Here is a 14,589-nt window from a genome sequence, read left to right as displayed (position 1 = left end):
TTGCAGAAAAATATCCCATTATTGTTATTGTTAAGGAAAACAGGTGAAAACACAATTATTAATTAGGATTTTATGCCTATAAACTTTTAAGGAAGTGTTTGATAAAAACACAACAACAAAAAGCCCATACCTCAGCGAGGAAAGGGCTTTTACTTACTCTATGCGATTCTCTGGAAATTCAATCAAATCATTCACATATAGCTGCCCGTCAATGAGCTTAACGATTTGGCCAGAACAACCTACTAATTGCAGCTTGTCCTTACTAATCCTGAAGACACCGAATGGTAAAAATTGATGAACGAAGCGCTTATTGCTAGACGACGCTTTACCATATTAATTAATGACATTCTCCCTAAAGAAGAACCATCTCATTTACAAGCAGCTTTTCAAATTGAATATTTATTAGCCAGTTTAGTTAATATCCATATCACCATTACAGAGAAATAAGATGTAACAGATTCATTTGGCAGACCAAGTACAAGTACCCTCACTATGATAGACTGTAAGAAGAATTCTTTATCAATCCACCATATAATGGTCCCTTCAACAAAATAAAAGATTACCAAAAACTATCTTGTTATTATTGAATACACGAGGAGGATTTATGGAAGCTTTAAAAATAGAGTTCACTCAAAATCATTTCACATTAACGAAAGAAACAGCAAAATCAATTGAATTTGAACATGAGAATGGACAGATTGTATACCTGTTACATAATAAGGAAATCACCATCGTTTTAAACCCCAAAGTAGTAGAAGGTAATCAATACCTACTTGACCGTTCTTTTAAAACGAATCATAACACTTCTTTTCAACATTTTCCTAAAAAACAGAATAAGGGGAAAGAGCTAATCCATTATGGTTATTCATTTAAGTTTCAATCTCCTGAGGAGTTAGCACAATTTCTAAAAATTGATTGGAAACGATGGTTGATGATTGACTAAATACAGTTTTTAAAAGGTATTTAAAACAATTTAGTGAATCTCTTATAAGATTCACTACCATACGGGACTTTAAATCATAACAAATGAATGAAAGAAAAGGAGATGGCATCACTCACATGCCTATCTCCTTTTGAATTAGTAATTGAAATCATGTAAAGACGTGGTACTTCTTTCCCCGAAAAAGAAACTGGGATGCATCATCTGTATATGATTAGCTGATCCAGGGTGCCTTGAGAATGAACAACGGTTTTAAGCTTTGCTTATATCCCCTTTTACTATTCCTCTTCTAATGCTTCTGGATATAAAATTTCATCAAAGATTTCCCCAGACGCTTCGTCTTTTAAAGCAATGGTTACGGTATACTTCTCCGGGTCTGCTCCATCATACATTTGATAAATCATACCTGACATGCCCAACGTCAATGTGGCGAAGCCGTCTAAACTATTTTCATAAGCTTCTTGATCGACAACTATCGTGAATTTTGTAAAAGAATCATTGTAAGTAATGTCTTTAATGGAAACATAGTCTTCACTGTTCTTCGTTTCTTCAACGGTTTCATCGATTGTGGTTGTTATTTCCTTCATCATTTCTTTATGAACTGATTTTGACATTTTATATGTAAGTGAGCCATCCTCATTTTCGGTTACTTCTTTTACTCCTTGCTCTTTGGCACTAGCGATTGCCTCTTCAGGGTTCTCATCTTCTAGCATAGAAGCTGGAATGGTGATTTCAACATTTAGAAGGCCTTTATCAACCTCAACTTTATCCTCTTTACCTTGTTCTTCTTTTTCAGTTTTGTTTGCTGACGATTCACTATTCCCATTCTGTTCATTTGAAGAACATGCTGCTAGGAACGTTAGCAATATTACTAAAATTGTATAAGTGATTTTTCTCATAAATCCTCTTCCTTTCATTATGTCTTTGCGAATTAAAGGAAGGACGTTTCATTTAGTTGATCCATCCTACCTTTTTGATTGTCAGACAGTTATCTTGTTCTAGCAAAGCAAATTACCGAGATGTTGCTCCATATTTTGAACAACTAAAAAGCTTGTAGAGGAACATAGATGCCTCTACAAGCTGAAAGTTGCCGTGATAAAACGAGCCTCTTTTGTTACGTTTTATTTATCTAAATTTTCGATAGCATAATCAGCTTCTTCTTGTGTGAATTGTTCTCCACTTCCAGAAGTCAATTGATCTCTGATCGCTTCTGGTGACATACTCATTGAGTCCTGGTAGCTTTTTGCTTTTTCCAAGGCGTTTTCTTTATAATCGGCTTTCAAATTGTCTACCGCATATTGAGCTTCGTCCTCGGTGAATTTTTCCCCGCTGTTAGAAGTCAGTTGGTCATAAATGGCTTGTTTGGACATGGACATTGTATTCGAATAGGATTCTGCCTTTTTCAAAGCGTTTGCTTTCCAATCATATTCAAGAAGATCAATGGCATACTGAGTCGATTCCTCAGAGAAATTTTCCCCGTTCTCTGAAACCAGTTGATCGTAAATGGCACTTTGAGACATGTTCATTGTTTTAGCATATGATTCAGCTTTATTCAAAGCAGACTGGTACTCGGCAGGAATGTCCTCTTCCGCTTTAGCCTCTTCTTGAGGTTCCTCAGTTGATGCTTCTTCGTTATCATCCTTTGTCTGATCGTTCGTTGTTTCGGCCGCTGTAGGCTCGCTTTCCTTTTTGTTTCCCTCTGCTGTATCATCATCGCCACCGCTCACAGCAGCCACAATAATAATAATTGCAATGATCCAAACCCACCATCTTTTATAGAAAGGCTTTTTCTGTTTTTGTTTCTTTGCCATTCCCGTTTCCCCCTTTGTATATTAAAGTAACATTATAACATACCAATATATGTATATTAAACACATTATTCTTTATCTAACGGTTATTTTTTTGGAGATTCACCTTCTTCTCCAAAATATTACTTAATAGAAATTATTATTTCCCGAAACTAATCAAGCATTTCCCATTTGTTGGAGCATGCTGTTGCTAAGGATGCCATTCTTGCGAAGAGTCTCTAACCTGATTATCTTAAATCCTTATATTCCCTTTTATCCATAACGGTTGTGATAAGTGTCTCCGCTATTAGGTCCAACTTGTAGTGTGAGTGAGGTACTCTCATTCCTCTCTTCGGAGGCCAGTTCTCCTATCCCTTTTGCTAGTTTGGTACTAAGTTCTTTTTCCCAGTTTGATGAAGAGAGATCCACTGAAGTTCCATGGCGATTGTTAATAAGATCAGCTATCTGCGGTGCTGAAGAATAAACGCCATGAACGACGATCGCTTTTTCATTAAGAATGTCTTTCGTGGCTTGAAGCTTTGATAAGTCATCACCGGGCTCATTCGTTACCAGGACAATATGTTTGATCGATCCAGTGTCTTCATTATTCCTAAAATCATAGTTGTTCACAACATGTTCTATAGCGGTCATCGTATTTTCGATTCCAGCTGATCGATTTGGAAAGTTTCCAAGGGCATCCTCAATCTCAGCTGAGTCGCCACTCCATAAAGAATCACCAAAATTTTTAAAGCTAAACTGGTCATACCAGTATTCCATGATGCCTACCCTTACATCAGACACCCCATGTGAATCGAGTTCATCGTAAAAGGAAGCCACATTTTGAGCAACTTCTCTCTGTATGGAGTTCATGCTACCCGTATTATCGACGACGAATACAATATCAGCTTGCCCTGGTATTCCATTGCCCGTATGAGGAGAGACCTTGGCTCTTACCAAAATGAACTTGAGCGAATTTCTCACATTAATAAAACAACAAGCATGAACTTAACGGCATCCGCATCGCGTATTGAAGATTACCTAGCTGAAGAAGCAATGAAACAAGCAAAAAGTTCAATATTAAATCAATCAGCTGAAGCCATGTTACTTCATGCGAATCAGCAAGCGGGAGAAGTGCTGAATTTATTAAAATAAGAAACAAAAAACGTGTCAATGGGAATCACGAGGGCTTTAACCGTCCTCGTGATTTTGTGTTTCTTTACTCCCTTTATCACTCATCTCTCCACAAATAAAAAGACAGGAAACCACTCTCTCTCGATTAGTCTCCTAGTTTTCTATTAACTCTTATTATCTGCTTACTCTAAAAACTAACCACAAACCCACCTCTAAATCCAATCAGCGTTTCCGTCTCTGTCCATATCTGGAGCGTCTATTTCTCCGGAGCTTCATAAAGTTCAAGCTATCTAGCATCTCGTTCTACACATCCATAATTTTATCAACTAGTTGTAATAAAAAGTGGCTTACTTCATCGTTTCTCATAAAGTAAGCCACTTACATATTGGTAATACCACTGTCTGAAAAGCAAGAAAAAAACCATTTTTCTTTAGAAGTAACGATAATTTTAGGAAGGGCTGCCTCACTTATTGCTAGCTTCTAATTAAATAACAAAAATCTCTAATCCAATTCTACAATAATACGATCTTCCACAACGGCACTCCCACCAAGAATAGAATACTGATCGTAATCATTCTTTTTAACAAGATCCATAATAGGATCAGGTACATTATCAGGTTCTACTAGAAGAATAGGCGCATTTTTCTTAGCCGCTAGTATTGATCCTGTTAGCGCATCTGCATAATTCTTTCCTGTTGCCACATAGGCACGAGAGGTATCATGATCAAAATGTTCTACTATAGCTTTATTTGTATCATAACGATTACTTCCAGATAAGCGAATTGGATCAGGTAATTGATTCATCACCTTATCAGAAACAACGGCCGTTCCACCTACAACAATCGTTTGTTTCTTTAGAGTTGCTTTCGTTTCAGATGGAAGCTTGTTAGTTCCGGTTAAGACAATTGGAATGCCGTTTCGCGCTGCAAATGGTGCAATAGCTAACGCATCTGCAAAGTTACCGCCATAAGATACGATAACCTGATCACTTTCCAACTTACTTGCAATTTTCGCAGCCGTTTCATATCGGTTTTTTCCACTAATGCGATCAACAGTTAGGTGCATCGCTTTAAGCTCTTGTTCAACGTCTCCAGAAACGGCACTACTACCACCAATAATCACCACTTTTTTGACACCAAGACGCTTTAGCTCTTCTTTCGTCACAGCCGTCAATGTTTCTTTCTGTGTTGATAGTATAGGTGCACCTAATTGATGAGCGTATGGAGCGGCAGCTAACGCATCTGGAAAGTCATCTCCCCTAACGAGCAGAGCTGTTTCTGATCCATTTTCGAAAGCTGTTTTTGAAATTTCAACAGCTGTTTTGTAGCGATCTTTACCAGAAATACGATTTGTTTTTTGAACCACAACAGCTGTTGTTGACTTACTCTTGTTACCAGAGCTATCTGTCGCAGTTACACTAATTTCTGTACCTGGTTTTTGCTTTTCATAGGTAACTTCGAAATCGCCATTATTCGACGTCTTCGTTGTGCCAAGAACTTTAGTTCCAGCTTTCACCTGGATTTGAGCACCAGATTCAGCCTTTCCTTTAGCACTAGTTTCTGTCGCAATAGAGATAACAGGAGGTGATGGAGCAGAATGATCTTCTACTGTTACCTTTATTGCTTCACTTTGATTGCCCGCTTCATCAACCGCGTATACCGTTAGTTCAACACCTGACTTTTGTTTAGAATAAGAAATTGAAAATTCTCCAGAGTTGGATACTTTTCCATTACCTAGTTCTTTATCATCGGCATTTACATAAACGGTTGATCCTGCTTCTGCTTTCCCAGTTACTTTCGTCTCGGTTGTAAGAGAGACATTTGGTTTTGCAGGAGACATTTGATCTTCCGCAATGACAATTGCGGCTTCACTCTGATTGCCAGCCGTATCTACAGCAGTAACAACTAGCTCTGTACCAGCAACTTGTTCAGGAATGTTGACTGAGAAAACACCTGACTGATCTGCTGTTGCTTTCCCTAGCTCTTCTGCTCCTGATTTCACTGTAATAATAGACCCTGGTTCTGCATTCCCACTTACGTTTGTTTGTGTGGAGAGGGTTACCTCTGGTTGTGTCGGTGCTGTTCGATCAAGAACGGAAACGGAAACAGGATCACTTTCATTTCCTGCAGCATCAACTGCACGTACATGCAATGTGGTTCCCGCCTTTTGTTTAGCAATCGAAACTGTATACGCTCCGCTTTCGTTAGCTTTACTATGACCTAGTTCCTTTGTTCCTGCCTTAACATAAACGGATGAACCTGGTTCTGCCGTTCCAGTCACTTCCGTTGATTGATCAGAAACGTCATCCACCACTGGTGATGCAGGGGCTGTCTCATCTTTTACAGTGATCTTCCTTTCCGTAACAAGCATTTCCGAATCATACACTTGAAGAGTCAGCGTTTCATTCTCTTTTAAATCACTAACTGGAATTTCAAAGAATCCATCCTCGTCTGCAGTTGTTTTGCCTACTTCGTTTCCAGAACGAGCTAATGTAATCGTCATATTCGGAAGTGATTTTCCTGTCACACTACTAGAATCTTTAGTAAGACCATCTACATAAAGGTCTTTCACTTCATAACTCTTTGTATAAGTATAACCATCTGGATCTGTGATGACGACGTTGATGCTTTCATTAGAGCCTAATTCGAATTCCTCTAGCTTAAATGTGCCATTATCTTTTAAGTCAACCTGTTGGCCATTGATTTTAACTGATACAAAAGGAAGCGTTGCTCCAGTTAATCTCACTTTTCCATCACGGCTTACTAATGGTGCACCATACATATCAAACGGAATTTCTGTTAGCACACGATTCGATGCCACCATGCTAGAAATGGAATTTGAGCCTGATAAAACGGCCTGTCCATTCGAAGGTGTATAGTATCCCATTGTAATGCTGTTTGTGATAAGACTACCATTGATTCGTAGACCATCATAACTTCGTAAACCGCCAAGCGTATAGACATCTCCATTAATCGTTACATTGTTTTGAACCGTTAAGACCGCATCCTCCGCAATATAGACATCAGAATCAATCGTTTTATTTGACCAAGAAGTATTTGATGTTATGACATACGCATTAAGAGGTTTTACCGATTTGATAACAGTAAAGTTCCCTGCGCTAAGGTCTTTCTCACTAGAATTGATTGTTAAGACATTTAGATTTGTATCTCTAATTTCTAGAGACTTCACTTCCCATAATCCTAGGTCTTTTCCTTGTTCGATTGGAACTGATCCTTCCATTTTGCCATTCTCTGAATTGTAGCTAAGAGAATATGAGAATTCTTCTTTGCTTACAGGAGAAGTATACTTGATTGTTGCATCCTTTAAGTGAGTATCATCTGTTGCATCTATTGATAGTGAAATTGAATCTCCTGCTTCTACTTTTTGTTTGTTAGTAGAGATTGAAGAGAATACAGGTAATTTGGATTCGGTGTAAACGAAAAATTCACCATTCTTCAATAAACCCTTATCATCATTTGATAAATAATAACTAGAGATGTTATCGGAGCTATCATACACGTATAACGAACTTATTTTATAAACTCCTGATTCGCTATTAGTTTCAATTGGAATCATGCCTTCATATTGATCAGTTTGCTGATTATATGTCATACGCACATTAAAACTTTTTCCTGTAATAGGCTTTTCGTAATAAACACTAATATGCGTTACACTTACATCATCTGTCGCTTTTACACTTACTTTTACATTATCTCCTGCTGTTGCTTTTTCTTTATCTACTGTAATACTTCCGAGAGTTGGTTTTGTTACATCTGCCCCACTTGTTCCACTTACCGTGAACTCTCCTTCTTTTAACTTCCCATCATCATCACTTGATAAATAATAACTAGAGATGTTATCGGAGCTATCATACACGTATAACGAACTTACTTTATAAACTCCTGATTCGCTATTGGTTTCAATTGGAATCGTGCCTTCATATTGATCAGTTTGCTGATTATATGTCATACGCACATTAAAACTTTTTCCTGTAATAGGCTTTTCGTAATAAACACTAATATGCGTTACACTTACATCATCTGTCGCTTTTACACTTACTTTTACATTATCTCCTGCTGTTGCTTTTTCTTTATCTACTGTAATACTTCCGAGAGTTGGTTTTGTTACATCTGCCCCACTTGTTCCACTTACCGTGAACTCTCCTTCTTTTAACTTCCCATCATCATCACTTGATAAATAATAACTAGAGATGTTATCGGAGCTATCATACACGTATAACGAACTTACTTTATAAACTCCTGATTCGCTATTGGTTTCAATTGGAATCGTGCCTTCATATTGATCAGTTTGCTGATTATATGTCATACGCACATTAAAACTTTTTCTTGTAATAGGCTTTTCATAATAAACACTAATATGCGTTACACTTACATCATCTGTTGCTTTTACACTTACTTTTACATGATCGCCAGCTGTTGCTTTTTCTTTATCTACTGTAATACTCTCGAGCTCAGGTGCGATAACATCCGCTTCAGCCGAAACAAAATCAGTTGGAAAAATACCCAGAACCAATAATAATACCATTAATATTTTAACTAACTTCCCCAAAAAAAATTCCCCTCTCCCGTATAAAACTAACAGTTACTATTATACATCATGAATTGTTTATTTCTACCAAATAACGCACATTTCCTTACCAGTTATCCTCAATTACTGGAACAGATCGACTATTTTACTAGCTTTGCAAAAGAAAACAGATGAGCTAATCTAAAGATTGTACAGACTTTTGGTATGCTGTGGCTCTTATAGCTAAATAGACATAACTTAGCTCATTGGGGCAAATCCTAATCGCAGCTAATATAAAATAAAACAAAAAATTCTACTGCTCTCATGTGATTCTGCATTTCTATAATCCCTCTATCGCTCACAGCTCCACAAATAAAAAAACCAGGAAACCAATCCCTCTCGAATAGTCTCCCAGCCTTCTATTATTCATATAATTGTAATCTACCATTTACCCTACACAAAAAAACTAATCACAAATACAACCCCAAATCCAATAAATCCAATCAGCGTTTCCATAACTGTCCACGTCTGGAGCGTCTGTTTCTCTGTTAAGCCAAAGAATCGATTGACTAACCAGAAGCCGGAGTCGTTTACGTGGGTAAAGACGGTTGCCCCACTCGCAATAGAAATAACCAGTAGTCCAAGCATTGGTTCAGAAACGTCCATCATGCTGATGATTGGTGACATTAGACCAGCTGCTGTAATCATGGCAACCGTTGCAGATCCTTGCGCCACTCGGACGAAAGTGGAAATTAGGAAGGCTAATAGAACGATTGGTAAACTGGAAGTTGCCATCATTTCGCCTAGAATATCACCAACGCCACTGTTAATGAGCGTTTGTTTGAAGACGCCACCAGCACCTGTTACTAAGATAATGATTCCGGCAGGTTCTAGTGATTTTGTTGCAATGTTTTGCACTTCTTCTTTCGTGTACCCTCGTTTTGTTCCTAAGAAATAGAACGTGAGGAGTGTCGAAAGGGTTAAGGCAATGAAAGGATGTCCAACAAAGGTTAAGAATGATCTTGTAAAACTATCTTCCGGTAAGATCTGACCTGAGACAGTATTTACTAGGATAAGGACAAGTGGAATAAGGATTAAAATAACGATTGATAAAAAGCTTGGAAGTTCTTTTTCGTTTTTTGGCTGTTCCATTTCGTTTTGCGTTACAAAGTCAGGAACCTTAACGTGAATTTTGTTTCCGATGTATTTACCGAAAATAGGACCAGCAATAATCATTGCGGGCAAACCTGCCAGTGCACCGAATAAAATCACCCAGCCTAAAGATCGAGGCAACTGAGATCGGTCCAGGCGTTGGCGGAGCTCTAATGGGGCAATGTCATATCTATTATACTATCGGCAATCCTCTTCAGACATTTTCAACTTCACAAATTGTCAACGTGGTTCCATATAATTATTCAATCTATTAATAAATAATTAGGTCTAGACGTGAGAGTCAAATCAACCTCTTTTTCCCATTTCAATCTATGTTCGGCCCCTAGCATCGAAACAACTTCCCCGTTTCCCGATTTCAGAGGAATTTTTATATCTTGTTTGTTTTTACTAGTGGTCCAAAAAACAATAATATTTTTCCCATTACTATTTTTAAATTTTATTATATAGTTTTCTGAATTAGATGTATGTATTCTTTCAATGTATTTAAAACCATTTAAAGTTTTAGATAATGTTTGAATGGATAAGAAAGATAATTTTGGAGTAGAATCATACCATAACAATCCAAAATTATGCTCTTTATTATTTTTATCTACTCCATCATTTTTCCAGTCATACCAAATGCTAATTGGAATTTCAAACATATAATTAATAAGAAAAGTTCTTGCAAGATAGGATGCTTGTTCTATTTCATTAATTGAGATATTATCTTTCTGATGCATGGAATAACCCCATTCACCAGAAATGATAGGAATATCCTCATCCGAATAATCACTGAGGAGATTTCTTAATACTTGATAATCATATAATGCAGACTCTGGATGATTATTTCGATATGGATGAACAGAAATTGCATCAATATAGTTTAGTATATTTTCTTCAAACAACTGCTTTAACCATTCCATAGATTTTTCGTGTATTCCTGCCAAAGCAGGGGCAACTATTACTCCTGTAGGATCTTTTTGTTGAATAATAGGACTTACTTCTTTTACTAGAGTACTATACTCATCAATACTAGGTTGTGGTTTCCAGAATGTTTCTAAATTAGGTTCATTCCAAATTTCCCAAATTATATTTTGTCCTTTATACCTATCAACAGTAGCTGCCACAAAATTGATAAATCCAGTTCTACCTTCATCTGTTACTATAGATCTTTGTCTTTCATATAATGGATTTTCATAAGCCAAAATGTAGTAAGGTCTTATATCATACTTTGTTAATAAATCATTTAATTGATCGTACCCACTACCTTTGAAATCATATATGCCTTTTGTTTTTTCAACACTCGACCAAAATATGTCAATCCTCACAATGTTAATTCCTGCATCATTGATTTTTTGAATATCTTGTTCTGTTAAACCAGGGTGTATACTAACCCCTATACTCTTTGAAAAAGTAGGTAGTGGTCTTAGAGGTTCTTTTGGTGTTTTCCCTTCCTGTTTCAAAAATAGTACTAGTATAACAATCAGATGAATCACTACAATAATAATCATTAATTTTTCGGAGGTTTTGAGTGTTTTAAAACGATTCATTTAATACTCCATTAGAACGTTTTCTTTTTTTGTCCAAGAATAAAATAGCTTCCGTTCGAAAATGGCAATAAATCCCATGGAAATAAAAACATTAAAGAAATTTGCATACATTAGCGGTTCAGTTGCAGCAGATACAAAATAAAAAACACCAAAAGATAATGCTACCATAAGTCCTTTATTCTTAAACAAACTCAATATCAACACCAAAATTGGGAAGGTATGGAATACTAATCCCATCATCCCCTGGTGAAACATCATGGATACTAATCCGTTACTATTATTACTTGTACCTGTTAAAGCTTTAAATTCATTATTATTTAAATATCCCCAACCTAAAAACGGTTTTTGAAAAAACAAGTCTATACCAATGTTTAAATCATTAGTTCGTAAATCGTACGAAACAGTCCCATTATTTACTTTTTGGTTAAAAATTTGTAACCCTATAATTATAGCGGTAATTATTATAATTGGAACTATATATATTTTAAAGATCAAGCCTATATTTGTCTTAGGTTTTTGTTTTAAGTATTTAAATGTGAGTAACGTCAAAACAATTAAAAAACCTGTAGTTGAAAAGGTTGTAAACATATTAAGAACTAATAAAATTAACACTGATTTTCTAATTTTTTCTTTTATAAAAAGTTGATAAAATAAAGAAAAACTAATATATATTTGAAAAACACCAGGTTCCCAAAATATTGAGTTGTTTCTTACTACTCTCCATGAAAACCAATTAACTTCTTGCCAGTGAAAATGAAATCCCATGAAAACTTTATATGGTTTTTCATTTATCACTTCCATATAATAAGGAAAGATTTTCATAATATCTAAAAAAACATATGTAAATATAGAATAAATACAAATTCCTATTATTAAATTATTTATTATTTTAAATATATCAATATTTTTGATTATACAGTATCTAACTAAAAAGAAAATAAATATAAATTTAATAATAAAAAGAAGATAATTTATTATAGTATCATCGTAATTAAAAAAATTAATTACAATGAAAAATGGAATCACTAATGTTAAGAAAAATAATTGCTTATAATTAAAATTTCTACTCAAGAAAAATATCGGTATACAAAGACCTAATACAATTATTTGTGAAAAATTTAAATATTTTTGATCAAGTATTGCTCCACTTGAAAAAATTATGAAGAAGAATATTAAATACAAATATATGTTAAATATATTGGGAGTAGTATTTATTATTGAACTTGGAAGTCTTTTTTCAAAACTAATATCTCTCATTATCGGCTCCTTATTGGGCTATTAACTACACTATAACACTCTAATATACTCTTCTAACTAGAGCAATACTTTATTTGGAAATCCTTTTAGTTTTGAACTCTTTACCATGAATAGCTTGTGAATCCTTTAGACATTAAATAACCAATATTCAGTGTTAACGGAACTAGCAATTTAGGACCTTAATATATAAATTTATCTCTTTCAAAAATATTAAGAATAAGACAATTCCTTCTCCAACACGCTTTTCAAATACCCCATTACTTCACCCTGAAGATCCTCTCTCCCCAAAGCAAAATCAACCGTTGCTTTAATAAACCCGAACTTATCCCCAACATCATAACGATCGCCTTCAAATTCATGAGCAATAACCGCCTGCGACTCATTCAATACTTTAATTGCATCCGTCAGTTGCACCTCACCACCAGCACCTGTAGGTAACGTTTCAAGAATTTCAAAGATCTCAGGCGTTAGCACGTAACGACCAAGAATCGCATGGTTGGATGGCGCTTCTTCGATCGAAGGCTTTTCAACAAATGTTTCTACAGGAATAACACCTTCCTCCAACATGCCGTCTTTTGGTGCAATGATTCCATATTTCGAAACGTTTTCCTTCTCAACTTGCTGAACACCAACTACAGAACTGTTGTAGCGGTTATATACGTCCATCAACTGACCAATACATGGTTGCTCAGAACGTACAATATCATCACCGAGTAAAACCGCAAATGGCTCATCACCGATAAAGCTCTTCGCACATCCAATCGCATGTCCAAGTCCTTTTGGCTCTTTCTGACGAATGTAATGAATGTTTGCTAGATTTGAGATCTTTTGCACTTCTTCATACATTTTATGCTTTTGTTTCTTCGTGAGCGTCTCTTCTAACTCATAGGATTTGTCAAAATGATCTTCAATTGCGCGCTTTCCACGACCGCTGACGATAATGATGTCCTCAATCCCTGCTCGCACTGCCTCTTCGACAATGTATTGGATCGTTGGCTTGTCCACGATCGGTAGCATTTCTTTTGGTTGCGCTTTTGTCGCAGGAAGGAATCTCGTTCCTAGACCCGCAGCTGGGATAATAGCCTTTCTTACTTTCATAATTCATCTTCCTCTCTTATTTAAGTTTTCATTATGTACATAGTTCTGCAGTCCTATATCTATAAGACTAGTATACATAGCATATCGATTCTTATAAATACCATTTAAAGAAATAAAAGGTATTACCGAATAAAAAAATAAAATCTCAACCGCCAAATTACGGTGATATCGTGTTTTCTCTCTTTATCCGTTACTCTTTGAAACCATCATTTCTAATTTGCCTTCCACTACAAACTCTTTCATTGTAGACGGAATGATAAAATGGTCGCCTTTCATAATGGAAAGAGCATCCTCATCTTTCACACCAATGCTGCCTTCACCACTTAGAACACTAACGAGCAAATAGTCGCCATTTGTTGCTTGTTGAACATGTCCGTTTACTTCCCATTTCCAAACGGTAAAGTACTGTTCTTTCACTAGCTCTGTTTGGACTAGCCCTTCTTTCACTTCACGTTTCGGATGAAGTTCGGGATCTTCGTGAGGAACGGTTGATACTTCGATTGACTGCGCAATATGAAGGTCACGTTTGTTCCCATTTGAATCCGTTCGATCATAATCGTATACCCGATAAGTTGTGTCTGAGCTTTGCTGTGTTTCAAGAATCATCGTGCCTTTTCCGATCGCATGTATCGTACCACTTGGCACATAGTAGAATTCACCAGGTTTAATCTTAATGCTTCTTAACAAGCTATCCCATTTGCCCTCTTCAATCAATTGCTGGAACTCTTCTCTTGATTGAGCATGGTGACCAAAAATGATCTCAGAATCCTCTTCACAATCTAGGATGTACCAGCATTCTGTTTTTCCATACGCCTCATTCTCTACTTCTCTTGCATAGGAATCGTCGGGGTGAACTTGTACGGAAAGATCATTGTTCGCATCGAGAATTTTAATTAATAGTGGGAAGTGTTCTCCACCTTCATTCCGAAAAAGGTCTTGATTTTCTTTCCATATGATATCTAACGTTTTTCCATTAAGCGGACCATTCAGGATTTCAGAAGGTCCATTTGAATGAGCTGATATCCCCCAGCATTCGCCAGTCGTTTCTGTTGGGATGTCATAGTCAAATTTCTCACGCAGATTCGTTCCACCCCAGATACGATCTTTAAAGTTCGGTTTTAAAAAGATTGGTTGACGTTCGTACATA

Annotated in this window: 10 protein-coding genes and 1 pseudogene; 2 read left to right on the top strand and 9 right to left on the bottom strand. The window is 36.3% G+C overall.

The window, feature by feature from the left end:
- The first annotated feature begins 604 nt into the window (after positions 1 to 604).
- Positions 605 to 943, top strand: coding sequence for a hypothetical protein (locus LC090_RS02020; protein ID WP_226654790.1), 339 nt, complete (start codon positions 605 to 607; stop codon positions 941 to 943).
- A gap of 275 nt (positions 944 to 1,218) precedes the next feature.
- On the opposite strand, the gene LC090_RS02015 is transcribed toward LC090_RS02020, so the two are convergent.
- The 3 genes from LC090_RS02015 to LC090_RS02005 all read right to left on the bottom strand — a co-directional run bounded on the left by LC090_RS02015 (position 1,219) and on the right by LC090_RS02005 (position 3,597).
- On the bottom strand, positions 1,219 to 1,839 hold the full coding sequence (locus LC090_RS02015) for a hypothetical protein (protein WP_226654789.1): 621 nt from the start codon (positions 1,837 to 1,839) through the stop codon (positions 1,219 to 1,221).
- A 222-nt stretch (positions 1,840 to 2,061) separates the two neighbouring features.
- On the bottom strand, positions 2,062 to 2,751 hold the full coding sequence (locus LC090_RS02010) for an Ltp family lipoprotein (protein ID WP_226654787.1): 690 nt from the start codon (positions 2,749 to 2,751) through the stop codon (positions 2,062 to 2,064).
- 249 nt (positions 2,752 to 3,000) lie between these two features.
- Positions 3,001 to 3,597 (bottom strand): vWA domain-containing protein, encoded by a 597-nt coding sequence (locus tag LC090_RS02005; protein ID WP_255647919.1) that lies wholly within the window; start codon positions 3,595 to 3,597, stop codon positions 3,001 to 3,003.
- Between LC090_RS02005 and LC090_RS02000 the strand changes: the two genes are divergently transcribed.
- Complete coding sequence (locus LC090_RS02000) at positions 3,568 to 3,879, top strand: flagellin (RefSeq protein WP_226654783.1); 312 nt, start codon at positions 3,568 to 3,570, stop codon at positions 3,877 to 3,879. The two genes, LC090_RS02005 and LC090_RS02000, sit on opposite strands and share 30 nt — an antisense overlap.
- A gap of 480 nt (positions 3,880 to 4,359) precedes the next feature.
- On the opposite strand, the gene LC090_RS01995 is transcribed toward LC090_RS02000, so the two are convergent.
- From LC090_RS01995 to manA, 6 genes and pseudogenes are all read right to left on the bottom strand, one after another.
- The gene (locus LC090_RS01995) at positions 4,360 to 8,427 is read right to left on the bottom strand and encodes an Ig-like domain-containing protein (RefSeq protein WP_226654781.1); all 4,068 of its coding nucleotides are present in this window, start codon (positions 8,425 to 8,427) and stop codon (positions 4,360 to 4,362) included.
- Positions 8,428 to 8,838: 411 nt separating this feature from the next.
- A pseudogene (locus tag LC090_RS01990) lies at positions 8,839 to 9,703 on the bottom strand (gluconate transporter); the annotation flags it as partial.
- A 97-nt stretch (positions 9,704 to 9,800) separates the two neighbouring features.
- A complete protein-coding gene (locus LC090_RS01985) occupies positions 9,801 to 11,087 on the bottom strand; it encodes a cellulase family glycosylhydrolase (protein WP_226654779.1) in 1,287 nt (428 codons plus the stop codon).
- Positions 11,088 to 12,344 (bottom strand): O-antigen ligase family protein, encoded by a 1,257-nt coding sequence (locus tag LC090_RS01980; RefSeq protein WP_226654777.1) that lies wholly within the window; start codon positions 12,342 to 12,344, stop codon positions 11,088 to 11,090.
- A 210-nt stretch (positions 12,345 to 12,554) separates the two neighbouring features.
- The gene (gene galU, locus LC090_RS01975; RefSeq protein WP_226654775.1) at positions 12,555 to 13,442 is read right to left on the bottom strand and encodes a UTP--glucose-1-phosphate uridylyltransferase GalU; all 888 of its coding nucleotides are present in this window, start codon (positions 13,440 to 13,442) and stop codon (positions 12,555 to 12,557) included.
- A 183-nt stretch (positions 13,443 to 13,625) separates the two neighbouring features.
- Complete coding sequence (manA, locus tag LC090_RS01970; RefSeq protein WP_226654773.1) at positions 13,626 to 14,588, bottom strand: mannose-6-phosphate isomerase, class I; 963 nt, start codon at positions 14,586 to 14,588, stop codon at positions 13,626 to 13,628.
- Between the last annotated feature and the right edge of the window lies 1 nt (position 14,589).

This window comes from Guptibacillus hwajinpoensis (genome assembly GCF_020524165.1).
Lineage (GTDB): Bacteria > Bacillota > Bacilli > Bacillales > Guptibacillaceae > Guptibacillus > Guptibacillus hwajinpoensis_D.
The sequence above is the reverse complement of the archived record's forward strand: the minus strand, read 5'-3'. Positions and strand labels throughout refer to the sequence as shown.

What these genes read in the sequence shown, in the direction of transcription:
- LC090_RS02020 (WP_226654790.1), top strand. Translation starts at nt 605, where the DNA reads ATGGAAGCTTTAAAAATAGAGTTCACTCAAAATCATTTCACATTAACG.
- LC090_RS02015 (WP_226654789.1), bottom strand. Translation starts at nt 1,839, where the DNA reads ATGAGAAAAATCACTTATACAATTTTAGTAATATTGCTAACGTTCCTA.
- LC090_RS02010 (WP_226654787.1), bottom strand. Translation starts at nt 2,751, where the DNA reads ATGGCAAAGAAACAAAAACAGAAAAAGCCTTTCTATAAAAGATGGTGG.
- LC090_RS02005 (WP_255647919.1), bottom strand. Translation starts at nt 3,597, where the DNA reads ATGAACTCCATACAGAGAGAAGTTGCTCAAAATGTGGCTTCCTTTTAC.
- LC090_RS01985 (WP_226654779.1), bottom strand. Translation starts at nt 11,087, where the DNA reads ATGAATCGTTTTAAAACACTCAAAACCTCCGAAAAATTAATGATTATT.
- LC090_RS01980 (WP_226654777.1), bottom strand. Translation starts at nt 12,344, where the DNA reads ATGAGAGATATTAGTTTTGAAAAAAGACTTCCAAGTTCAATAATAAAT.
- galU (WP_226654775.1), bottom strand. Translation starts at nt 13,442, where the DNA reads ATGAAAGTAAGAAAGGCTATTATCCCAGCTGCGGGTCTAGGAACGAGA.
- manA (WP_226654773.1), bottom strand. Translation starts at nt 14,588, where the DNA reads ATGTACGAACGTCAACCAATCTTTTTAAAACCGAACTTTAAAGATCGT.